20 protein-coding genes are annotated in these 21,959 nt (G+C 57.0%); 12 read left to right on the forward strand and 8 right to left on the reverse strand.

Annotated elements, in window-relative coordinates; translation table 11 throughout:
* Positions 1–19: 19 nt before the first annotated feature.
* Positions 20–1,369: a lysine-sensitive aspartokinase 3 gene (gene lysC, locus ACHH0Z_RS19780; RefSeq protein WP_008503421.1), complete on the reverse strand. Its 1,350-nt coding sequence runs from the start codon at positions 1,367–1,369 to the stop codon at positions 20–22.
* 374 nt (positions 1,370–1,743) lie between these two features.
* Between lysC and pgi the strand changes: the two genes are divergently transcribed.
* The 6 genes from pgi (at position 1,744) to psiE (ending at position 8,108) form a co-directional block, all read left to right on the forward strand.
* The gene (gene pgi, locus ACHH0Z_RS19785) at positions 1,744–3,393 is read left to right on the forward strand and encodes a glucose-6-phosphate isomerase (RefSeq protein WP_045407228.1); all 1,650 of its coding nucleotides are present in this window, start codon (positions 1,744–1,746) and stop codon (positions 3,391–3,393) included.
* 367 nt (positions 3,394–3,760) lie between these two features.
* Positions 3,761–4,003, forward strand: coding sequence for an exopolysaccharide production protein YjbE (gene yjbE, locus ACHH0Z_RS19790; RefSeq protein WP_008503423.1), 243 nt, complete (start codon positions 3,761–3,763; stop codon positions 4,001–4,003).
* Between the two features lie 63 nt (positions 4,004–4,066).
* Positions 4,067–4,705, forward strand: a complete 639-nt coding sequence (locus tag ACHH0Z_RS19795; protein ID WP_023345253.1) for a YjbF family lipoprotein — start codon at positions 4,067–4,069, stop codon at positions 4,703–4,705.
* Positions 4,702–5,439: a capsule biosynthesis GfcC D2 domain-containing protein gene (locus ACHH0Z_RS19800; protein WP_023345254.1), complete on the forward strand. Its 738-nt coding sequence runs from the start codon at positions 4,702–4,704 to the stop codon at positions 5,437–5,439. Before ACHH0Z_RS19795 ends, ACHH0Z_RS19800 begins: the two co-directional genes overlap by 4 nt.
* Positions 5,439–7,535 carry a YjbH domain-containing protein gene (locus tag ACHH0Z_RS19805; RefSeq protein ID WP_008503426.1) on the forward strand — a complete coding sequence of 699 codons (2,097 nt, stop codon included), beginning with the start codon at positions 5,439–5,441 and terminating at the stop codon, positions 7,533–7,535. The genes ACHH0Z_RS19800 and ACHH0Z_RS19805 overlap by 1 nt, the downstream gene beginning before the upstream one ends.
* A 162-nt stretch (positions 7,536–7,697) precedes the next feature.
* A complete protein-coding gene (gene psiE / locus ACHH0Z_RS19810) occupies positions 7,698–8,108 on the forward strand; it encodes a phosphate-starvation-inducible protein PsiE (protein WP_021242727.1) in 411 nt (136 codons plus the stop codon).
* A 97-nt stretch (positions 8,109–8,205) separates the two neighbouring features.
* On the opposite strand, the gene malG is transcribed toward psiE, so the two are convergent.
* The 3 genes from malG to malE all read right to left on the reverse strand — a co-directional run bounded on the left by malG (position 8,206) and on the right by malE (position 11,967).
* On the reverse strand, positions 8,206–9,096 hold the full coding sequence (malG, locus tag ACHH0Z_RS19815) for a maltose ABC transporter permease MalG (RefSeq protein WP_008500077.1): 891 nt from the start codon (positions 9,094–9,096) through the stop codon (positions 8,206–8,208).
* Between the two features lie 14 nt (positions 9,097–9,110).
* On the reverse strand, positions 9,111–10,655 hold the full coding sequence (gene malF, locus ACHH0Z_RS19820) for a maltose ABC transporter permease MalF (RefSeq protein ID WP_045407231.1): 1,545 nt from the start codon (positions 10,653–10,655) through the stop codon (positions 9,111–9,113).
* A 121-nt stretch (positions 10,656–10,776) separates the two neighbouring features.
* Positions 10,777–11,967, reverse strand: coding sequence for a maltose/maltodextrin ABC transporter substrate-binding protein MalE (gene malE, locus ACHH0Z_RS19825; protein ID WP_008500079.1), 1,191 nt, complete (start codon positions 11,965–11,967; stop codon positions 10,777–10,779).
* A gap of 370 nt (positions 11,968–12,337) precedes the next feature.
* Between malE and malK the strand changes: the two genes are divergently transcribed.
* From malK to ubiA, 5 genes are all read left to right on the forward strand, one after another.
* Entirely contained in the window at positions 12,338–13,447 is a 1,110-nt protein-coding gene (malK, locus tag ACHH0Z_RS19830) for a maltose/maltodextrin ABC transporter ATP-binding protein MalK (RefSeq protein WP_008500080.1), read from the forward strand.
* A 71-nt stretch (positions 13,448–13,518) separates the two neighbouring features.
* The gene (locus ACHH0Z_RS19835) at positions 13,519–14,844 is read left to right on the forward strand and encodes a maltoporin (RefSeq protein WP_008500081.1); all 1,326 of its coding nucleotides are present in this window, start codon (positions 13,519–13,521) and stop codon (positions 14,842–14,844) included.
* Between the two features lie 112 nt (positions 14,845–14,956).
* Positions 14,957–15,910 carry a maltose operon protein MalM gene (gene malM, locus ACHH0Z_RS19840; protein WP_025912217.1) on the forward strand — a complete coding sequence of 318 codons (954 nt, stop codon included), beginning with the start codon at positions 14,957–14,959 and terminating at the stop codon, positions 15,908–15,910.
* Positions 15,911–16,090: 180 nt separating this feature from the next.
* A complete protein-coding gene (gene ubiC / locus ACHH0Z_RS19845) occupies positions 16,091–16,588 on the forward strand; it encodes a chorismate lyase (protein WP_021242729.1) in 498 nt (165 codons plus the stop codon).
* A gap of 12 nt (positions 16,589–16,600) precedes the next feature.
* Complete coding sequence (gene ubiA / locus ACHH0Z_RS19850) at positions 16,601–17,470, forward strand: 4-hydroxybenzoate octaprenyltransferase (RefSeq protein WP_045407236.1); 870 nt, start codon at positions 16,601–16,603, stop codon at positions 17,468–17,470.
* 89 nt (positions 17,471–17,559) lie between these two features.
* Here the strand turns inward: ubiA and zntA are convergent, their stop codons facing one another.
* Complete coding sequence (zntA, locus tag ACHH0Z_RS19855) at positions 17,560–19,731, reverse strand: Zn(II)/Cd(II)/Pb(II) translocating P-type ATPase ZntA (RefSeq protein ID WP_045407238.1); 2,172 nt, start codon at positions 19,729–19,731, stop codon at positions 17,560–17,562.
* A 76-nt stretch (positions 19,732–19,807) separates the two neighbouring features.
* The gene (locus ACHH0Z_RS19860) at positions 19,808–20,434 is read right to left on the reverse strand and encodes a lysoplasmalogenase (protein ID WP_008500086.1); all 627 of its coding nucleotides are present in this window, start codon (positions 20,432–20,434) and stop codon (positions 19,808–19,810) included.
* Positions 20,435–20,563: 129 nt separating this feature from the next.
* Here ACHH0Z_RS19860 and ACHH0Z_RS19865 point away from each other — a divergent pair, with 129 nt between their 5' ends.
* Entirely contained in the window at positions 20,564–20,923 is a 360-nt protein-coding gene (locus ACHH0Z_RS19865; protein WP_008500087.1) for a DUF2500 domain-containing protein, read from the forward strand.
* A gap of 82 nt (positions 20,924–21,005) precedes the next feature.
* Here ACHH0Z_RS19865 and ACHH0Z_RS19870 read toward each other — a convergent pair whose 3' ends face one another.
* A complete protein-coding gene (locus tag ACHH0Z_RS19870) occupies positions 21,006–21,287 on the reverse strand; it encodes a DUF1145 family protein (RefSeq protein ID WP_008500088.1) in 282 nt (93 codons plus the stop codon).
* A complete protein-coding gene (gene rsmD / locus ACHH0Z_RS19875) occupies positions 21,271–21,873 on the reverse strand; it encodes a 16S rRNA (guanine(966)-N(2))-methyltransferase (protein ID WP_008500089.1) in 603 nt (200 codons plus the stop codon). Before rsmD ends, ACHH0Z_RS19870 begins: the two co-directional genes overlap by 17 nt.
* Positions 21,874–21,959 lie beyond the last annotated feature (86 nt).

Genomic DNA, 21,959 nt, shown 5'->3' on the forward strand with positions numbered 1-21,959 from the left:
GCCCGGGCCATTCTTGCGCTTATTCAAACAAATTCTGATGAAGTTTCTGCACCACCTGCTCAGCCTGATCGGCTGGCACCAGGAAGCAGAGGTTATAGCTGGACGCACCGTAGCAAATCATGCGGATGTTGAACGGGTCGAGCACGCCAAACACCTCTTTGCCCACGCCGCAGGCGCGCGACAGCTTGTTGCCGATGATAGCAACCAGCGCCAGGTCTTCTTCGACTTCCACGCGGCACAGCTCGGACAGCTCAATCAGCAGCGACTGCGTCAGCAGGGTATCGCCGGTTGATGTGGAGCCGGTGGTGTCCAGCGTCAGCGCAATGCTCACTTCAGAGGTGGTGATCAGATCCACGGAGATGTTGTGGCGCGCCAGAATGCCAAACACTTCCGCCAGGAAACCGCGAGAGTGCAGCATATTGTGGCTGTGGAGCGTCACCAGCGTCTGGCGACGGCGCAGGGCCAGGGCGCGGAACAGCGGCGGGTTTTCCGTTTTCTTGCAGACCAGCGTGCCGCCCGCTTTTGGATCTTTACTCGAGCCGACGAAGACCGGGATATCGCTGCGTACGGCAGGCAGCAGCGTGGCCGGATGCAGCACTTTCGCGCCGAAGGTGGCCATTTCCGCCGCTTCTTCAAACGCGATCACATCAATACGTTTCGCCGCGGAAACAACGCGCGGGTCGGTGGTGTAAATGCCCGGAACGTCAGTCCAGATATCGACGCGCGTAGCATGCAGGGCCTCGCCCAGCAGCGCGGCGGTATAGTCGCTGCCGCCACGGCCAAGCGTGGTCGTGCGGCCTTTCGCTTCACTGCCGATAAAGCCCTGAGTGATCACGATGCCGTCTGCCAGGCGCGGGGCCAGCTGCTGATTGGTCAGCTCGGCCAGCGCTTCAACGTCCGGCTCGGCGCGGCCAAAGCGGTCGCTGGTACGCATGATTTTGCGTACGTCAAACCACTGCGCCTGAACGTTACGCTCGCGCATGATTTCCACAAATAGCAGGGTGGACATCAGCTCACCGTGGCTGACCAGCTCATCGGTCAGGGCGGTGGAGGTGGCCAGAGAGGCCGCTTCTGCCAGCGTGGTGATGTTTTCCAGCAGGCGTTCCACTTCCTCGCGGATGACGTTCGGGTTCTGCAGACGCTCAAGGATGTCGAACTGAATTTTGCGCAGTGCATCCAGCTTCACGAAACGTTCTGTCGCTTCCAGTCCTTCAGACAGAGAAACCAGCAGGTTCGTCACGCCGGCGGATGCAGAGAGCACCACCAGGCGGGTATTCGGATCGGCCAGCACCACATCGGCGCTGCGGTTCATGGCATCGTAATCGGCCACACTGGTGCCGCCAAACTTGGCGACCACAAAACTCGTCATAACAACCTCGTGTCAGGGAATGAATAAGCGACCATGGCACAAGAATGAAACGAAAACAGGTGCAGGCGCAAAATACGGCCCTATAAATAAAATGTGGGGGAGGTCCTGTCAATGCTGGGATTATGCGGATTTTTTATGGGGGGGTACCCCTGAGAAACAGGACTTATAACAGGGCCAGATTTTATGCTTCGTTTTAGGGCATTTTGACCGACATTTCTCCGCTCCAGGAGGGCGCTTCAGCAGCTATACTTTTCGGGTCTTTTCACCTGTGTTTGATGCAGGCCAGGGCAATGGCATAAAAACCATCACAATTTTTATTTGCAGGCGCTACAATCGACCGCAGTCACAATTCTCAAATCAGAAGAGTATTGCTAATGAAAAACATCAACCCAACGCAGACCGCTGCCTGGCAGGCACTCCAGAAACATTTTGATGAAATGAAAGATGTCACCATCGCGGACCTGTTCGCGAAAGATGCCGATCGTTTCAACAAGTTCTCCGCGACCTTCGACGACCTGATGCTGGTGGATTTCTCTAAAAACCGCATTACCGAAGAGACGCTGGCAAAACTGCAGGATCTGGCGAAAGAGACCGAGCTGGCGGACGCCATCAAATCCATGTTCTCCGGTGAGAAGATCAACCGCACCGAAGACCGTGCCGTGCTGCACGTAGCCCTGCGTAACCGTAGCAATACCCCAATCATCGTTGACGGCAAAGACGTCATGCCGGAAGTGAACGCGGTGCTGGAAAAGATGAAAACCTTCTCCGAAGCGATCATCTCCGGAAGCTGGAAAGGCTACACCGGCAAAGCGATCACCGACGTGGTAAACATCGGTATCGGCGGTTCTGACCTCGGTCCGTTCATGGTGACCGAAGCGCTGCGTCCTTACAAAAACCACCTCAATATGCACTTTGTGTCTAACGTCGATGGTACCCACATCGCCGAAGTGCTGAAGAACGTGAACCCGGAAACCACCCTGTTCCTGGTTGCGTCGAAAACCTTTACCACTCAGGAAACCATGACCAACGCCCACAGCGCGCGCGACTGGTTCCTGAAAACCGCGGGCGACAACAAGCACGTGGCGAAACACTTCGCGGCGCTGTCTACCAACGGTAAAGCCGTCAGCGAGTTCGGTATCGACACCGCGAACATGTTCGAGTTCTGGGACTGGGTCGGTGGCCGCTACTCTCTGTGGTCTGCAATCGGTCTGTCTATCATCCTGTCCGTGGGCTTCGACAACTTCGTTGAGCTGCTCTCCGGCGCGCACGCGATGGACAAACACTTCTCCAGCACCGCGCCTGAGAAAAACCTGCCGGTGCTGCTGGCGCTGATCGGTATCTGGTACAACAACTTCTTTGGCGCTGAAACCGAAGCGATCCTGCCGTATGACCAGTACATGCACCGCTTTGCGGCTTACTTCCAGCAGGGCAACATGGAATCCAACGGTAAATACGTGGACCGTAACGGCAACGCGGTGGATTACCAGACTGGCCCAATCATCTGGGGTGAGCCGGGCACTAACGGTCAGCACGCGTTCTATCAGCTGATTCACCAGGGCACCAAAATGGTACCTTGCGATTTCATCGCCCCGGCTATCACCCATAATCCGCTGTCCGACCACCATCCGAAGCTGCTGTCCAACTTCTTCGCCCAGACCGAAGCGCTGGCGTTCGGTAAATCCCGCGAGGTGGTTGAGCAGGAATACCGCGACCAGGGTAAAGATCCGGCAACGCTGGAGCACGTGGTGCCGTTCAAAGTGTTCGAAGGCAACCGTCCAACCAACTCCATCCTGCTGCGCGAAATCACGCCGTTCAGCCTTGGCGCGCTGATTGCCCTGTACGAGCACAAAATCTTCACGCAGGGCGCGATCCTGAACATCTTCACCTTTGACCAGTGGGGCGTTGAGCTGGGTAAACAGCTGGCAAACCGTATTCTGCCAGAGCTGGGTGACGATAACGCGATTACCAGCCATGACAGCTCGACCAATGGGTTGATCAACCGCTATAAAGCATGGCGTGCGTAATGAAAACGCCATGAAAACGTGCCGGCTTAATGCCGGCATTTTTTTATCAGATAATTCCTGATGTCTGTTAGTTAACGCAAATTCTGGTTCTGAGTTTAATCTGAAAAAGACGTTTAACCCGTTAATTGCTGCGGTTTATTTTAAGAAAATACGCAGAAGGAACTTAATATATAAATATTATAAGTTATTGTTTTATAGTTATTTAATATTTTCCCTCTTTGTCTTTCATTTCGATTTTATCCATTAGTCTGAAAACCCACCCTCTATTTCCCCTTACGGCAAACCCACGGCATGAGTTGTGTATACTCGATTCCGCCTGAAATTCTTTTCGGGCAAATCTCCATTCATTCATTGAAGGGAAATTGTTATGAAGAAAGTACTGTATGGCATTTTTGCCATATCTGCGCTTGCGGCGACATCTGTTTATGCAGCTCCGGTTCAGGTCGGGGAAGCGGCAGGTTCGGCTGCGACGTCTGCGTCTGCGGGGAGTTCTACCGCAGCCAGCGCCAGCACCGTAAGTTCAGCCGTGGGTGTCGCGCTGGCGGCAACCGGTGGCGGTGATGGCTCCAACACCGGAACCACGACCACCACGACAACCAGCACCCAGTAATAGCGGGTGTTTTAATCATAACCACACTTCGGTGTGGTTATTTCGCCCCTTCGGAGAAGAGTCGTGAAGCGACCAGCAATCATTCTGATTTGCCTGCTGCTGCAGGCATGCTCGGCCACCACTAAAGGGCTGGGAAACTCACTGTGGGAAAGCCTGTTCGGCACACCGGGCGTGCATCTGACCGATGACGAGCTTCAGAACATGCCTTATGCCAGTCAGTACATGCAGCTTAACGATGGCCCGCAACTGTTTGTGGTGCTCGCTTTCGATGAAAACGGGCAGCAGAAATGGGTGACGCAGGATCAGGCCACCATCGTGACGCAGCATGGTCGTATCGTGAAAACCCTCTTGGGCGGCGATAACCTGCTGGAGGTGAATAATCTCGCTGACGACCCGCTGATCAAGCCGAACCAGATCGCCAACGGCGCGGGCTGGACGCGCACGATGGGCTGGACCGAACACAAGCAGGTGCGTTACGCCACGGCACGCTCGACCTTCCGCTGGGACGGTACCGACAGCGTGAAGGTCGGCAGCGACGAAACGCAGGTTCGCGTGCTGGATGAAGAGGTCACCACCGACCAGGCCACCTGGCACAACCGCTTCTGGATCGACGAGGAAGGGCAGATCCGCCAGTCCTTACAGTATCTCGGTGCCGGATTCTTCCCGGTCAAAACCACCCTGATCAAGGCGGCGAAATCATGAAAACGCTCATTCACGCTGCGCTTATCGCCAGTTTTGCCGCGCCGCTGGCATGGTCCGCGGGAACGGTAAAGGTCTACACGCCGGACAGTGAAAAACCTAAAACCTTAACCCACGCCGAACATCTGCTCGATCTCGTCGGACAGCCAAGGCTTGCCAACAGCTGGTGGCCAGGCGCGGTCATCGCTGAACGGCAGAAGACCGTGGAAGCGGAACAGCAGCACAAGGCGCTTCTTGCCAGGCTAACGGGACTCGCGGAACAGGAAGACGGCGACGACGCGGCGGCCATTAACAGCGTCCGTCAGCAGCTGCAGGCGCTGAAGGTGACGGGCCGACAGAACGTCAATCTTGACCCGGATGAGGTGCGCGTCACGGAAAACGGCAACCCGACGCTAGAAGGGGACTATACGCTCTGGCTTCCGGCGAAGCCGACGACGGTGACCGTGATGGGGCTGATCGGCAGCCCGGGTAACAAGCCCTTTACTCCCGGCCGCGACGTGGCGAGCTACCTCGACGAGCAGAGTCTGCTGAGCGGTGCGGATAACAGCTACGCCTGGGTGGTTTACCCTGACGGCCACACGCAAAAAGCGCCCGTTGCTTACTGGAATAAACGCCATATCGAACCCATGCCGGGCAGCATTATTTTTGTCGGTTTTGCCGACCATTTCTGGACGAAGGCGTATGACGGGCTTAACGCCGATATCCTTCACTCCCTGATTCAGCGGATACCGGAATAATGAAAAGAACCTATCTCTACAGCATGCTGGCGCTCTGCGTGAGTGCCGCCTGCCATGCAGAAACGTATCCGGCACCCATTGGCCCGTCTCAGTCAGACTTCGGCGGCGTCGGTTTACTGCAAACGCCCACCGCGCGTATGGCGCGCGAAGGGGAAATTAGCCTTAACTACCGTGATAACGACCAGTATCGTTACTACTCGGCGTCGGTGCAGTTGTTCCCGTGGCTTGAAACCACGCTGCGCTATACCGACGTCCGTACGAAACAATACAGCAGCGTCGAGGCGTTCTCAGGCGATCAGACCTACAAAGATAAAGCCTTCGACGTCAAGCTGCGCCTGTGGGAAGAGAGCTACTGGATGCCGCAGGTCTCCGTGGGCGCCAAAGATATTGGCGGTACCGGCCTGTTTGATGCGGAATACATCGTGGCCAGCAAGGCCTGGGGGCCGTTCGACTTCTCGCTCGGTCTGGGATGGGGCTATCTCGGCACCAGCGGCAACGTGAAAAACCCGTTTTGCTCCTACAGCGATAAATACTGCTACCGCGATAACAGCTATCAGAAAGCGGGCTCCATCAACGGCGACCAGATGTTCCACGGCCCGGCATCGCTGTTTGGCGGCGTGGAGTATCAGACGCCCTGGCAGCCACTGCGCCTGAAGCTGGAGTACGAGGGGAATGACTACTCGCAGGACTTCGCCGGGAAGATTGAGCAGAAGAGCAAGTTTAACGTCGGCGCCATTTATCGCGTCACCGATTGGGCCGACGTTAACCTCAGCTACGAGCGCGGCAATACGGTGATGTTTGGCTTTACGCTGCGCACCAACTTCAACGACATGCGGCCGCACTACAACGACAACGCGCGGCCTGCATACCAGCCGGAGCCGCAGGATGCGATTCTGCAGCACTCCGTGGTGGCAAACCAGCTGACGCTGCTGAAATACAATGCCGGCCTGGCGGATCCAAAAATTCAGGTGAAAGGCGATACGCTTTACGTCACCGGCGAGCAGGTGAAATACCGCGACTCGCGGGAGGGGATCGAGCGCGCCAACCGGATCGTCATGAACGATCTCCCGGACGGGATCCGTACGATCCGCGTGACGGAGAACCGTCTCAACCTGCCGCAGGTGACGACGGAAACGGACGTTGCCAGCCTGAAGCGCCATCTGGAAGGCGAACCGCTCGGACATGAAACCGAGCTGGTGCAAAAACGCGTTGAGCCGATCGTGCCGGAGACCACCGAGCAGGGCTGGTATATCGACAAGTCGCGCTTCGATTTCCATATCGATCCGGTGTTGAACCAGTCCGTCGGCGGGCCGGAAAACTTCTACATGTATCAGCTGGGCGTCATGGCGACGGCGGATCTGTGGCTGACCGACCACCTGCTGACCACCGGCAGCCTGTTCGGCAACATCGCCAACAACTACGACAAGTTCAACTACACCAACCCGCCAAAAGACTCGACGCTGCCGCGCGTGCGTACCCGCGTGCGTGAGTACGTACAGAACGATGCCTACGTGAACAACCTGCAGGCCAACTACTTCCAGTACTTCGGTAACGGCTTCTACGGTCAGGTGTACGGCGGGTATCTGGAAACCATGTACGGCGGTGCGGGGGCAGAAGTGCTTTATCGTCCTGTCGACAGCAACTGGGCGTTTGGGATTGATGCCAACTACGTCAAACAGCGTGACTGGCGCAGCGCCCAGGACATGATGAAGTTCACCGACTACAGCGTTAAAACCGGTCACCTGACCGCCTACTGGACGCCGTCGTTCGCGCCTGACGTGCTGGTGAAAGCCAGCGTAGGCCAGTACCTGGCGGGCGATAAGGGCGGCACGCTGGATATCTCCAAACACTTCGACAGCGGCGTCGTGGTGGGCGGCTACGCCACCATTACCAACGTCTCGCCGGACGAATATGGGGAAGGGGACTTCACCAAAGGGGTTTACGTGTCGATTCCGCTGGATCTGTTCTCATCCGGTCCAACCCGTAGCCGCGCGGCCATCGGCTGGACGCCGCTGACGCGTGACGGCGGTCAGCAGCTTGGACGTAAGTTCCAGCTGTACGACATGACCAGCGATAAGAACATTAACTTCCGCTGATGCTTCACGCCGGGCGGCACTGCGTTTGCCCGGCCTACGGTTTTTGTAGGCCCGGTAAGCGCAGCGCCACCGGGCGAATGCGCCAAACATAAACAAAAAATATAGATCCCCGTCACATTTTTGCGTTATACAGAAACCTCGCCCTGGAGAATGAGGTGCTGTATGACATCCCTGACTCGCCCGCGCGTTGAGTTTATCTCAACTGTCCTCCAGACCGTGCTGAACCTCGGTCTGCTGAGCCTTGGCCTGATCCTGGTCGTCTTTTTGGGTAAGGAGACGGTGCATCTGGCGGATGTGCTGTTCGCCCCTGAACAAACCAGCAAATATGCGCTGGTGGAAGGCCTGGTGGTCTACTTTCTCTACTTTGAATTTATCGCCCTGATTGTGAAGTATTTTCAGTCCGGCTTTCACTTCCCGCTGCGTTATTTTGTCTACATTGGGATCACCGCGATTGTGCGGCTGATCATCGTCGACCATAAATCCCCGCTCGATGTGCTGATCTACTCGGCGGCGATCCTGCTGCTGGTGATCACCCTCTGGCTGTGTAATTCGAAGCGGCTGAAACGCGAATAAAAAAATGGCGGCCCGGAGGCCGCCTAACAACAGTCACAAGTTGGGTCAATACAATACGTCTAAAGTTGAGGGTTGCAGTGGCATAACAAAATGAAACTTAACCTTTCACACCGCCCGCCGTCAGGCCGTTCACCAGCCAGCGCTGCGCCAGCAGGAACACCACGGTAATCGGGATGGCAGAGAGTACGGCCGCCGCGGCAAAGTCGCCCCACAGGTAGTTTTGCGGGTTGAGGTATTGCTGCATCCCTACGGCCAGGGTGTAGCTGTTCACATCACGCAGTAACAGTGAGGCAACCGGTACTTCGGTGATCGCAGCGATAAACGACAGGATAAACACTACCGCCAGAATCGGCACCGACAGCGGCAGCAGCACCAGGCGGAACGCCTGCCACGGGGTCGCGCCATCCAGCGCAGCCGCTTCTTCCAGCGAGCCGTCGATGGTTTCGAAATAGCCTTTAATGGTCCACACATGCAGTGCGATACCGCCAAGGTAGGCGAAGATCACGCCGCCGTGGGTGTTCAGACCGATAAACGGAATGTACTGGCCCAGGCGGTCAAACAGGGCATACAGCGCCACCAGCGACAGCACCGCCGGGAACATCTGGAAAATTAGCATCCCTTTCAGCAGCGTCGCTTTGCCCGGGAAACGCATACGGGCAAAGGCGTAAGCGCAGGTGGTGGACAGCGCCACGATACCAATGGCGGTAATACCTGCGATTTTCACCGAGTTCCACAGCCACAGCAGCACCGGGAACGGCGGCGGCGTGACGCGGCCATCCGCGTGTTCCACGCTGAAGCCCAGCGCGAGCTTCCAGTGCTCCCAGGAGATTTCGTCCGGGATCAGGCTCCCGGTGGCGAAGTTACCCGAACGCAGGGAGATGGCGATAACCATCAGCAGCGGGAACATGATCGCCGCGATAAAAATCAGCAGGCCCAGGTGCGTCGCCAGGAGGCGCAGTTTCTGAGATTTGGGTTGTACCATAGCCATGTTCAGTGCCCTCCTTAGTCAAATTTCATACGTGTGGCTTTCAGGTTCACAATCGCCAGGGCGCCCACCAGCAGGAAGATCAGGGTGGCAATCGCTGCCGCCAGACCGAAGTCCTGACCGCCGCCGCCTTCGAAGGCGATACGGTAGGTGTAGCTCACGAGCAGGTCGGTATAGCCTGCCGGCGTGGTGGTGCCAAGACGGTCCGGGCCGCCGTTGGTCAATAGCTGAATCAGCACGAAGTTGTTAAAGTTAAAGGCGAAGCTGGCAATCATCAGCGGGGTGAGCGGCTTGATGAGCAGCGGCAGCGTAATCTTAAAGAAGTTCTGGAACGGACCCGCGCCGTCCATCGCCGAAGCTTCGTACAGGTCATCCGGGATGGCCTTCAGCAGCCCCATGCACAGGATCATCATGTACGGATAGCCCAGCCAGGTGTTCACGATGATGATCATCGAGCGGGCGGTGGTCGGGTCGCTGAACCAGGCCGGTTTGATGCCAAACAGCGCGCTCAGCATCATGTTGATTTCACCGAAGCTCTGGTTAAACAGCCCTTTGAAAATCAGAATCGAGATAAACGACGGTACGGCATACGGCAGAATCAGCAGCACGCGGTAAATCGCTTTGCCCTTCAGGGATTCCCACTGGACCAGACAGGCCAGCACCATACCCACGGCCACGGTCAGGATCACGGTCAGTACGGAGAAGACCACCGTCCAGACGAAGATGGCGAAGAACGGTTTCTGAATGCCTTCGTCGGTAAATACGCGGGTAAAGTTGTCCCAGCCGATGGTGACGGTATAGCCCGGGCTGAGTTTATCATCACCCCATTTGCCGTCGGCAGTAATGGACTGATAGAAACCAATGTCGTTATTCGGACGGTACTTCACGCCGCTCTGGTTGTTGGTCAGCGTGCCGTCATCCGCCAGGGTATAGAGCGGTTGGGTGCCGGAGAACTGGCGCAGCGAGCTCATGATCACTTTGCTGTCGTCTGGCAGCACGGCGGTGAGCTGGGTCAGCGCCTGACGGTTCTGGGTAATGACGCGCAGGTTGGCACGTTCACCTTCCGGCAGAGCCTCGGCCTCTTTTAAGGCCAGCTTCTGCTCGCCGCCAAATTTGAAGGCGTCAGAGACATAGTATTTCCCGCTTGCTTCGTCAGTAAGCGCTAACTTCCATTCGTTGCCTGCGGGATACAGGCCGAAGTTAAAGGTCTTGCCTGCCTGGTATGAGCGGTCCAGCAGGACCTGCTGCGCGCGTTCCTGCGCAAGCTGGTTGGTGCTGCTGTAGTTGGTAAACGCAATGGCGACGGTACAAATCAACGGGAACAGGACAAACAGCCCCATCCCGGCCACGCCCGGATAGACATAGCGCCAGGCATAGGCTTTACGGTTGGCGAAAATATACAGGCCAGCAGAGCTCAAAATCAGCGTCATGATGGCGAACAGATATTCCCCTTGTACGTACATTAAAACAACAAGGTAACCCACCAGCAGACACAGCAGACCGATCGCTGACCATTTCAGCGCGTCGCTTTGCCACCAGCGTTTCTTTTTAATGACATCCATGGGGTTCTTCCTCTACAACGGTGGAATCTTATCGTCAGGTGGCGCTGCGCTTACCTGACCTACGGATCGTGCCGTAGTCGTAGGGCGGGTAAGCGCACGCGCTACCCGCCGTTTTTCAGACTTACTTAGTTATACGACCCTGAGCATCTTTCAGTGCGGCATCGACAGTCTGACGACCGCTTGCAGCGTTGATAACCGCGGTACGGGTGGCGTACCAGAATGCGGCCATCTGTGGGATGTTCGGCATGATTTCGCCTTTCTGGGCGTTATCCATGGTGGCCGCGATACGTGGGTCTTTCGCCAGCTGATCCTGGAAGGATTTCAGCGCAACGGCACCCAGCGGTTTGTCCTTGTTCACTTCATCCAGACCCTGATCGGTCAGCAGGTAGTTTTCCAGGAACTCTTTCGCCAGCTCTTTGTTCGGGCTGGCGGCGTTAATGCCTGCGCTCAGCACGCCAACGAACGGTTTAGACGGCTTGCCTTTGAAGGTTGGCAGCAGCGTCACGCCGTAGTTGACTTTGCTCTTGTCGATGTTGGTCCAGGCCCACGGACCGTTGATGGTCATCGCGGTTTCGCCTTTGTTGAACGCCGCTTCCGCGATGGAGTAATCGGTATCCGCGTTCATGTGTTTGTTCTTGATCAGGTCGACTAGGAAGGTCAGGCCCGCTTTCGCGCCCGCGCTGTCGACGCCTACGTCTTTCACGTCGTATTTGCCGTTTTCAAACTTGAACGCGTAACCGCCGTCGGCAGCAATCAGCGGCCAGGTGAAGTACGGCTCTTGCAGGTTGAACATCAGGGCAGATTTACCTTTCGCCTTCAGCTCTTTATCCAGTTTCGGGATCTCTTCCCAGGTTTTCGGTGGGTTAGGGACCAGGTCTTTGTTGTAAATCAGAGACAGGGCTTCAACCGCGACAGGGTAAGCGATCAGCTTGCCGTTATAGCGAACGGCGTCCCAGGTGAACGGGAACAGTTTGTCCTGGAAAGCTTTGTCCGGGGTGACTTCAGCCAGCAGGCCAGACTGTGCGTAACCGCCAAAACGGTCATGCGCCCAGAAGATGATGTCCGGGCCGTCGCCGGTTGCCGCAACCTGCGGGAATTTCTCTTCCAGTTTGTCCGGGTGCTCTACGGTCACTTTGATGCCGGTGTCTTTCTCGAATTTTTTGCCCACTTCGGCCAGGCCGTTATAGCCCTTGTCGCCGTTAATCCAGATAACCAGCTTGCCTTCTTCAATTTTGGCGAGCGCCGGTGCGGAAATCATCATTGCTGCAAGGGCGGACAATGCGAAAACGCGTGCGCCAGTCTTGATATTCATATCTGCCATCCTTTTTGGTGATGTCTCGTGGTATGACTTCAGTGGTTCAACGTGACTCAGTCTCCTTATTTGACATCCTCTTTCCATCCTCCCAACCCCTACGCCCCACCCCCCGTTTGTGTGATCTCCGTTGCATAAATTTAAGTTATGAGTGCTGGCGCACATAAAAACGCACTGAATTTTGCAGGCGGCTTCACGAATTTTGCCTCAGCCCGCCCACGCCGGTCGCAGAGCCTGCTCTCTCATCCTCCCGCCTCCTCCCCCATAAAAAAGCCGGGGGGTGGAGGATTCGTGAAAGTAATGGATCCCCCATAGTCACCTTATCTTGAATGTTTCTGTCGGTGACAGGTTGTAACGAAGGGAGAAGGGCATGGCGAGCGTACAGCTGCGTAATGTAACGAAAGCCTGGGGTGACGTTGTGGTGTCGAAAGACATCAATCTGGACATCCACGAAGGTGAATTCGTGGTATTTGTCGGCCCATCAGGCTGCGGTAAATCAACCCTGCTGCGTATGATTGCCGGTCTTGAAACCATCACCAGCGGCGACCTGCTGATCGGTGATACCCGAATGAATGACATCCCGCCTGCCGAACGTGGCGTAGGCATGGTGTTCCAGTCTTATGCACTCTATCCCCATCTTTCCGTCGCCGAGAACATGTCCTTTGGTCTGAAGCTGGCCGGCGCGAAGAAAGAGGTGATTAACCAGCGCGTGACGCAGGTGGCGGAAGTATTACAGCTGGCGCACCTGCTGGAGCGTAAACCGAAAGCGCTTTCCGGCGGTCAGCGTCAGCGTGTGGCGATTGGCCGTACCCTGGTCGCCGAGCCGCGCGTCTTCCTGCTCGATGAACCGCTTTCCAACCTGGATGCCGCCCTGCGCGTCCAGATGCGTATCGAAATCTCCCGTCTGCACAAGCGTCTTGGCCGCACGATGATTTACGTCACCCACGATCAGGTCGAAGCGATGACCCTCGCCGACAAAATCGTGGTGCTGGATGCAGGTCGCGTGGCGCAGGTGGGCAAACCGCTGGAGCTGTATCACTACCCGGCAGACCGCTTTGTTGCGGGCTTCATTGGCTCGCCAAAGATGAACTTCCTGCCCGTCAAAGTGACCGCGACAGCCATTGAACAGGTACAGGTGGAGCTGCCAAACCGCCAGCAGGTCTGGCTGCCGGTCGACAGCGCCAACGTACAGGTGGGGGCAAACATGTCCCTCGGTATTCGTCCTGAGCATTTACTGCCGAGCCACATTGCCGATGTGACGCTGGAAGGTGAGGTTCAGGTCGTCGAACAGCTTGGTCACGAAACACAGATTCATATCCAGATCCCCGCCATCCGTCAGAACCTGGTCTACCGCCAGAATGACGTGGTGTTGGTAGAAGAGGGTGCCACATTCGCTATCGGCTTGCCGCCAGAGCGTTGCCATCTGTTCCGTGAGGATGGCACTGCATGTCGTCGGTTGCATAAAGAGCCAGGCGTTTAAGCAATCCCAAAAGAAGACACGAAACCGACAGGTGAAGTGTTCAAAGAAAAGCAATGATCTCAGGAGATAGAATGATGATTACTCTGCGCAAACTTCCTCTGGCAGTTGCCGTCGCAGCGGGCGTAATGTCTGCTCAGGCACTGGCCGTGGATTTCCATGGTTATGCTCGTTCCGGTATCGGCTGGACGGGTAGTGGCGGCGAACAGCAGTGCTTCCAGGCAACCGGTGCCCAAAGTAAATACCGTCTGGGTAACGAATGTGAAACCTATGCGGAACTGAAGCTGGGCCAGGAAGTGTGGAAAGAAGGCGACAAGAGCTTCTACTTCGACACCAACGTAGCGTACTCCGTGGCGCAACAGAACGACTGGGAAGCTACCGACCCGGCGTTCCGTGAAGCCAACGTGCAGGGTAAAAACCTGATTGAGTGGCTGCCAGGTTCCACCATCTGGGCCGGTAAGCGCTTCTATCAGCGTCATGACGTTCACATGATCGACTTCTACTACTGGGATATTTCAGGTCCTGGTGCCGGTATCGAAAACGTCGATCTGGGCTTCGGTAAACTGTCTCTGGCAGCGACCCGTTCTCAGGAAGCAGGCGGCTCATACATCTTCACCAGCAACGATATCTATCATGACTTCAAAGACACCGCTAACGACGTCTTCGATGTGCGCTTGGCGCAGATGGAAATCAACCCGGGCGGCACGCTGGAGTTGGGTGTTGACTATGGCCGAGCTAACAAAACTGACGGTTACAGCTTCGCTGACGGCGCATCTAAAGATGGCTGGATGTTCACCGCTGAACATACCCAGAGCATGCTGAAAGGCTACAACAAGTTTGTTGTCCAGTACGCTACCGATGCAATGACCACTCAGGGCAAAGGTATTCCGCAGGGTTCCTTCACCGGCAACAACTATGACAAAGACGCTGAAATTGGTGTTGTAAATAACAAGATTAACAACAACGGTTCCCTGGTTCGTATTCTCGACCACGGTGCGATCTCTCTGGGTGACAGCTGGGATCTGATGTACGTCGGTATGTATCAGGATATCGATCGTGACGACAACAACGGTACGACCTGGTACACCGTGGGTGTGCGCCCAATGTATAAATGGACGCCAATCATGAGCACCTTGCTTGAAGTTGGCTACGACAACGTTAAGTCGCAGAAAACTGACGATACCAACAACCAGTACAAAATTACCCTTGCACAGCAATGGCAGGCCGGTAACAGCATCTGGTCCCGTCCAGCGATCCGTGTCTTCGCAACTTACGCGAAGTGGGATGAGAAATGGGGTTATGACAACGGCATTGCAAAAAGCGATACTAAAGCCACAACCTACAGCCGTGGTGACAACGATGAGTGGTCCTTCGGCGCCCAGATGGAAATCTGGTGGTAATCCCGTCTTAATCTGACGTAATGACCAAACTGAGGGGCGCAAGCCCCTCAATCCTTGGGACGGCGCGCTATTGCCTGGCTACCGCTGACCTGTGCATTTTGAGGTGATAACAATGAAAATGAACAAAACTCTCCTTGCCCTTTGTTTATCCGCAGGGTTGCTGGCGAGCGCGCCTGCTGTAACGCTCGCTAATGTGAATTTCGTTCCGCAAAACACAACATCCGCGCCGGCCATTCCGGCAGCTGCGTTGCAACAGCTGGTCTGGACGCCTGTCGATCAATCTAAAGCCCAAACGACCCAGCTCTCGACGGGTGGGCAACCGCTTAATGTTCCGGGTATTAGTGGTCCAGTGGTCGCGTACAGCGTGCCCGCTAACATTGGCGAACTGACGTTAACGCTCTCCAGTGAAGTCAATAAACAGACCAGCGTCTTTGCGCCGAACGTGCTGATTCTTGACCAGAACATGACGCCTTCTGCGTTCTTCCCGAGCGAATATTTTACCTATCAGGAACCGGGTGTCATGAGCGCCGATCGCCTGGAAGGGGTAATGCGCCTGACGCCTGCGCTGGGTCAGCAGAAAATTTATGTACTCGTCTTCACCACGGAAAAAGATTTGCAGCAAACCACCACGCTGCTTGATCCTGCGAAGGCCTATGCCAAAGGCGTAGGTAACGCCGCACCGGATATCCCGGATCCGATTGCCCGCCATACCACTGACGGCCTTGTGAAGCTGAAAGTGTCGACCAGCAGTGCGTCCAGCGTCCTGGTCGGCCCGCTGTTTGGCTCCTCCGGTACCGGCCCTGTCACCGTGGGCAACACCGCTGCGCCTGCCTATACTGCGCCAGCTTCCACGGCAGCCGCACCGGTAGCGACCGCAGCGCCGGCCCCGGCGAAGAAAGCGGAGCCGGTACTGAACGACACCGAAGAATACTTCAACAATGCCATCAAGCAGGCGGTGAAGCGCGGCGATGTCGATAAAGCGCTGAAGCTGCTTGATGAAGCCGAACGTTTAGGTTCAACCACTGCCCGTTCCACCTTTATCAGCAGTGTAAAAGGCAAGGGGTAACCGTTTCCCCACAATGCTGATTTGTTAGTCGTTTGGTGCGCCTGAGTGGGCGCACTTTTTTTCGTCTCCGCCGGGCTGTTGCACTCTTGTTGCGATCGTGATCGTTAAATAACGTTTGGCCCCCCTCAATCCGCGTTTCTGCGATACAATGCCTGTACGTTATGTATCGGAGAGTCTGGCATGTCACACCCTGCGCTAACGCAACTGCGTGCGCTGCGCTATTTCGACCAAATACCTGCGCTTGATCCGCAGCAGCTGGACTGGCTGTTGCTGGAAGATTCCATGACAAAACGTTTTGAGCAGCAGGGAAAAACGGTCACGGTGACCCTGATTCAGGAAGGGTTTGTCTCTGGCGATGAGATCGCCAACGAGCTGCCGCTGCTGCCGCACGAGCCACGTTACTGGCTGCGTGAAATTTTACTCTGCGCTGACGGCGAGCCGTGGCTTGCCGGACGGACGGTGGTGCCCGAGTCCACCCTTTCCGGGCCCGAGCTGGCGCTGCAGCGTCTGGGGAAAACGCCGCTGGGGCGTTACCTCTTCACCTCGTCAGAACTTACCCGGGATTTTATTGAAATTGGTCGTGATGCCGAACTGTGGGGGCGTCGTTCCCGCCTTCGCCTGAGCGGTAAACCGTTAATTCTGACGGAGCTTTTTTTACCGGCATCACCGTTGTACTAAGAGGAAGAAAAAATGGAGTGGAGCCTGACGCAGAATAAGCTGTTGGCGTATCACCGCTTAATGCGTACCGATAAACCGATTGGCGCGTTACTGCTGCTGTGGCCGACCTTATGGGCGCTGTGGGTCGCCACGCCGGGCGTGCCGCCGCTGTGGATCCTCGGCGTGTTTGTTGCTGGCGTCTGGCTGATGCGCGCAGCGGGCTGCGTGGTCAATGATTATGCCGATCGTAAATTCGACGGCCATGTAAAGCGGACTGCCGGTCGTCCGTTACCCAGCGGGCAGGTGACCGGGAAAGAAGCCCGCGTGCTGTTTGCTGTTCTGGTGCTGCTCTCTTTCCTGCTGGTGTTAACCCTGAACACCATGACCATACTGCTTTCCGTTGCGGCGCTGGCACTGGCCTGGGTTTATCCCTTTATGAAGCGCTATACCCACCTGCCTCAGGTGGTGCTGGGCGCCGCGTTTGGCTGGTCGATTCCAATGGCGTTTGCGGCAGTTAGTGAGTCCTTACCGCTCAGCTGCTGGCTGATGTTCCTGGCGAACATACTTTGGGCCGTGGCTTACGACACGCAATACGCGATGGTTGACCGCGACGATGACCTGAAAATTGGCATCAAATCCACCGCCATCCTCTTTGGCCGTCAGGACAAGCTGATTATCGGGATTCTGCAGGTCGCCGTGCTGGCGCTGATGGTGGCGATTGGCCGCCTGAACGGGCTGAACTGGGCGTTTTACTGGTCCGTGCTGGTGGCGGGGCTGCTCTTTGCTTACCAGCAAAAGCTGATTGCGAAGCGCGAACGCGACGCCTGCTTCAAGGCGTTTATGAACAATAACTACGTCGGTCTGGTGCTGTTTTTAGGGATGGCGATGAGCTACTTCATATAAAAAAAGCCGGGTGGCGGCTTCGCCTTACCCGGCCTACGTTTTAGCAGGATATGTAGGCCCGGTAAGCGTCAGCGCCACCGGGCGTTTTTTTACCGGCGACGCAGCAGCCGCAGCGCGTTCGCCGTCACCAGCACCGTCGCGCCGGTATCCGCCAGCACCGCCAGCCACAGTCCGGTCATGCCGAGCAGGGTGGTCACCAGGAAAATCCCCTTCAGCCCCAGCGCGATGCCGATGTTCTGGCGGATGTTGGCACGCGTCGCCCGCGCAAGATCGATCATCTGCGCCAGTCCGGTCAGGCGGTTGTGGGTCAGCGCCGCGTCCGCCGTCTCTAGCGCCACGTCGGTGCCACTGCCCATCGCAATGCCGATGGTGGACGCCTTCATCGCCGGGGCATCGTTAATCCCGTCTCCGACCATCGCCAGCGGGGCGTGCGCGTTCAGCTCCGTTACCGCGCTGACCTTATCCGCCGGCAATAATCCGGCTTTAAACGCCAGCCCCAGCTCACCGGCAATCGCTGCCGCCGCGCGAGGGTTATCGCCGGTGAGAATCACGCCCTTCACGCCCAGCTGAAGCAGCGCCGCCACGGCTTCTTTTGCGTCATCGCGCAGGGTGTCGCGCAGCGCCAGCATCCCTTTTGCGACGCCGTCCTGCATAACGGTCACGACAGTTTGTCCGGTCTGTTCTAACGCCTCCACCTCTGGATGAGAAGACTTGCCCGCCGCGACAATCAGAACTTTTTTACCGTCAACGGTGGCCTCAATCCCGGAGCCTAACAGCGCCCGCTGAGCGGTTGCCGGTGGGATATTCAGCCCGCGCGACTGCGCTTCCCGCACTATCGCCTGCGCCAGCGGGTGAGTGGAGCCCTGCTCAACGGCGGCGGCCAGGGTCAGCAGTTCATCTTCACTGATGCCCTGCGAATACACGCCGGTCACCTGCGGCTTGCCGATGGTTAACGTACCGGTTTTATCGAAGGCGATATGCTGCACCTGACTCAGCTGCTCCAGCGCCGCGCCGCCCTTAATCAGCGCCCCGCGACGTGCCGCAGCCGCCAGCCCGGAGGTAATGGCCGCCGGGGTGGAGATGACCAGCGCGCACGGACAGCCGATCAGCAATAGCGTCAGCCCTTTATAAATCCAGCCCTCCCACGGCGCGCCAAAGAACAGCGGCGGGACGACGGTGACCAGCAGGGCAACCAGCATAATGGCGGGCGTGTAGATGCGGCTGAAGCGGTCGATAAAGCGTTCGACCGGCGCGCGGCGCTCTTCGGCCTCTTCAATCAGCTTCAGGATGCGGTCGATGGCGCTGTCACCCGGCTCGGAAAGCACGGTGAGCTGCACCAGACGGTCGACGCTGGTGGCGCCAGCAGGCACTTTTTCACCTGCGGCACGTTCAACCGGAATGGACTCACCGGTCAGGGCACTTTCATCAAAGCTCGCGGTGGCGGTAAGCAGCGCGCCGTCGGCAGGCAGGCGTCCGCCTGCCGCAACTTCTATCACGTCGCCCGGACGCAGGGTCGTGATGGCGACCGTTTCACGCGTGCCGTTTACTACGCGCGTGGCGGTTTCCGGCTTCAGCGCCATCAGCGCGCTGACCCCTTTACGCGCCCGGCTCGCCGCCCAGCCCTCAAGACGTTCACCGATTAAGAACAGCAGCAATACCATCGCCGCTTCTGCCGTCGCGCCAATAAACAGCGCGCCGATGGCCGCCACGCTCATCAGCGTTTCAATGGCGAACCAGCTGCCGCTTTTCATCAGACGCAGCGCCTGGCGGGCAATCGGAAACAGCCCGACCAGCGTGGTGGCGATAAACGCCAGGTTGCCGAACGGATGGTTGATCTGTTCCAGCCCCCAGCTCAGGGCCATCATGATGATCAGGGTAATGAGCGGCAGGTTTTCTTTCAGTGAAGAGGCTTTTTCCGCGGGCGCGGCTTCACTACGCAGGCTGTAACCCGCCTTGCTTACCGCGTCTTCAACCTGTTTGCTGACGTCGTTATCGGCGCTAACCAGCAGCTTTTCGGTGGCGAACAGCACCTGAACGTGGCTGACGCCCGGCACCTGTTTCACCGCATTTTCCACTTTGCGGGCGCAGGCGGCGCAGTCCATGCCGTTAACGACCCAGCTGTAGCGGTTGCCGCTTTCAGGAAGCGTTTGAGTTTGCGTTTCGCACGCGCCTTCGCAGCAGCAGTCGTCTTTCGACGGAACGGGACTGAGCTTAAGCGCCGAGAATTGAGGGACTTTTTTGGGTGTTTCTGGAGTCGACATGGCAGTCTCCGGCAATGATAATTTTCTCATTAACCGCAGCATACACTCTGGAGTCGACTCCAGAGTCAAGCGTTATTTAGATATAGAGCGAACGCACAATCAGGAAGTGCCCGGCAAAGTAACAGGCGGCGGCAATCGCGTTATCCGCCCGGAAACGGCGGCGATAGTGGCTGCCCAGCCACACGATATTCCCAATCAGCAGCAGCGCGGCCCCGAAGAACGCGGACATCGCCGGAGCGGTCGGACGGAAGAACCACAGTTCACCTGCCAGCCATACCATCACCAGCGTCATGGCGATAAACGTGCAGATCGGCAACCGCATCTCTTCCAGACGCGACCAGATCACCGCGATCAGCAGGGCACCAATCACCAGCAGGACCAGCGGCAGCGGCCAGAAGAAAGAGAGCGTCATCTGGCTGGCGAAGTAGATGGTATACAGCAGATGCGACAGGAAAAATGCCCCTACGGCATACAGCAGGCGCTGGCGCGGCAGCAGGGTTAAGGCATCGCCAATCAGAGAGGCGCACAGCCCGGCGAGGACCAGATAGCTGACGGCATTAAACATCGGTGCTTGCCAGGCCAGCAGCAGGAGCAGCAACAGCGTGACGGGTTTAAACAGCCAGCGCTGCCAGGTGGGACCACGGTACGACGCATCGACATAAAGCCATGCGGAAAAACAGACAGCGATAAATGACCAAAGCATATTAACTCCCTGTATCTGTTAAGTCTGAATAATCAGTTTCTGATCCAGTGTAGTGACGCGGGCGGGCGTTTGGCAATGCCGGGGAAGGCAGGGTATCCTGAATTCCGCATAATCTGATGGGATAGTTGAATGAGCAAGATGCCGCTGTTTTTCATTATCGTGGTGGCGATTATCGTCATTGCCGCCTCGTTCCGCTTCGTGCAGCAGCGCCGCGAGAAGGCGGATAACGATGCCGCGCCGCTGATGCAAAAGCGCGTGGTGGTGACGAACAAACGCGAAAAGCCGCTCAATGACCGCCGCTCGCGCCAGCAGCAGGTGACGCCTGCGGGCACAACAATGCGTTATGAAGCGAGCTTTAAGCCGGAAACGGGCGGCCTGGAGATGACCTTCCGCCTGGAGGCGCAGCAGTACCACCAGCTGACGGTGGGGGAAAAAGGAACGCTGAGTTACAAAGGATCGCGGTTTGAGGGGTTTGTTCCGGAGTTGTAACGCCGGGCGGCACTGCGTTTGCCCGGCCTACGTGGTTTCGTAGGCCCGGTAAGCGAAGCGCCACCGGGCGACTAAACGCACCTTACTTCTTCACCTGCGCCTTAAACTTCTTCATCCACACCAGCAGCTCAAACACGCCGAAAATAAACACGCGCAGCTGCTGCCAGCCCGTCATCTGCGGGCCGTCTTTCGGCAGACCGTTTTTCAGCATCACCATCTGCAGGGCGTGCATGAACGAGGTGAAAATCAGCGCCACGTTAACAAAAATGTTCATCGGACGCGGGAACGGGTGCACCAGGTTGAGCAGCAAAAACGCCCAGACGCCCAGCATCAGCAGACGTCCCAGATTAATCAGTACCGGCATCGGATCCTCCTTGTGCCTGACGGTGATACAGACGATAAGCAACCTGACCTGCCACTTTTTCACGGTGCAGATCCCAGTGAGCGGGAACCGGCGGCAAACCGTTTTCCACTTCGCTTTCCACGTAAATCAATGCGTCATCCGCCAGCCAGCCGTTTTGCTCCAGCAGGGATAACGTTTCTTCCAGCAGCCCCTTGCGGAACGGCGGGTCGACAAACACCACGGTGTGCGGCGTGCCCTTTTGCGCGAGGAAGCTCAGCGTGTTGGTGTTCACCACTTTCGCGTTGCTCGCTTTCAGCGTCGCCAGATTTTGCTGCAGCGTCTGCGCCACGCCGCGCTCCATCTCCAGCAGCGTGGCGCTGGCAGCATAGCGCGACAGCGCTTCCAGCCCGAGCGCGCCGCTACCGGCGAAGCAGTCCAGGCAGCGGGCGTCTACCATTGACGGGGCCAGCCAGTTAAACAGCGTCTCGCGCACGCGGTCGGTAGTAGGGCGTAAACCGGGGCTGTCCGGCACCGGTAATTTCCGGCCTCGCCACTGACCGCCGATAATACGAATTTGACCGGCCGGGGCGCGGTTGGGTTTCTTCATCTCAGGAAAGCTCTGTTAACAATTGGCCTGCGATTGCGGGCGGTGATGTCAATTAAGTAAAGTGTTAGACTATTTCATCATTTTTT

Source organism: Enterobacter cloacae complex sp. 2024EL-00227 (assembly GCF_043945315.1).
In the GTDB taxonomy this organism is placed as follows: Bacteria; Pseudomonadota; Gammaproteobacteria; order Enterobacterales; family Enterobacteriaceae; genus Enterobacter; species Enterobacter roggenkampii.

Coding starts and splice junctions, on each gene's coding strand:
- malM (WP_025912217.1), top strand. CDS start 14,957: ATGAAAATGAACAAAACTCTCCTTGCCCTTTGTTTATCCGCAGGGTTG.
- ubiA (WP_045407236.1), top strand. CDS start 16,601: ATGGAGTGGAGCCTGACGCAGAATAAGCTGTTGGCGTATCACCGCTTA.
- ACHH0Z_RS19835 (WP_008500081.1), top strand. CDS start 13,519: ATGATGATTACTCTGCGCAAACTTCCTCTGGCAGTTGCCGTCGCAGCG.
- ACHH0Z_RS19865 (WP_008500087.1), top strand. CDS start 20,564: ATGAGCAAGATGCCGCTGTTTTTCATTATCGTGGTGGCGATTATCGTC.
- lysC (WP_008503421.1), bottom strand. CDS start 1,369: ATGACGAGTTTTGTGGTCGCCAAGTTTGGCGGCACCAGTGTGGCCGAT.
- ACHH0Z_RS19800 (WP_023345254.1), top strand. CDS start 4,702: ATGAAAACGCTCATTCACGCTGCGCTTATCGCCAGTTTTGCCGCGCCG.
- ACHH0Z_RS19805 (WP_008503426.1), top strand. CDS start 5,439: ATGAAAAGAACCTATCTCTACAGCATGCTGGCGCTCTGCGTGAGTGCC.
- malF (WP_045407231.1), bottom strand. CDS start 10,655: ATGGATGTCATTAAAAAGAAACGCTGGTGGCAAAGCGACGCGCTGAAA.
- malE (WP_008500079.1), bottom strand. CDS start 11,967: ATGAATATCAAGACTGGCGCACGCGTTTTCGCATTGTCCGCCCTTGCA.
- rsmD (WP_008500089.1), bottom strand. CDS start 21,873: ATGAAGAAACCCAACCGCGCCCCGGCCGGTCAAATTCGTATTATCGGC.
- ubiC (WP_021242729.1), top strand. CDS start 16,091: ATGTCACACCCTGCGCTAACGCAACTGCGTGCGCTGCGCTATTTCGAC.
- pgi (WP_045407228.1), top strand. CDS start 1,744: ATGAAAAACATCAACCCAACGCAGACCGCTGCCTGGCAGGCACTCCAG.
- ACHH0Z_RS19860 (WP_008500086.1), bottom strand. CDS start 20,434: ATGCTTTGGTCATTTATCGCTGTCTGTTTTTCCGCATGGCTTTATGTC.
- yjbE (WP_008503423.1), top strand. CDS start 3,761: ATGAAGAAAGTACTGTATGGCATTTTTGCCATATCTGCGCTTGCGGCG.
- ACHH0Z_RS19870 (WP_008500088.1), bottom strand. CDS start 21,287: ATGCCGGTACTGATTAATCTGGGACGTCTGCTGATGCTGGGCGTCTGG.
- malK (WP_008500080.1), top strand. CDS start 12,338: ATGGCGAGCGTACAGCTGCGTAATGTAACGAAAGCCTGGGGTGACGTT.
- malG (WP_008500077.1), bottom strand. CDS start 9,096: ATGGCTATGGTACAACCCAAATCTCAGAAACTGCGCCTCCTGGCGACG.
- zntA (WP_045407238.1), bottom strand. CDS start 19,731: ATGTCGACTCCAGAAACACCCAAAAAAGTCCCTCAATTCTCGGCGCTT.
- psiE (WP_021242727.1), top strand. CDS start 7,698: ATGACATCCCTGACTCGCCCGCGCGTTGAGTTTATCTCAACTGTCCTC.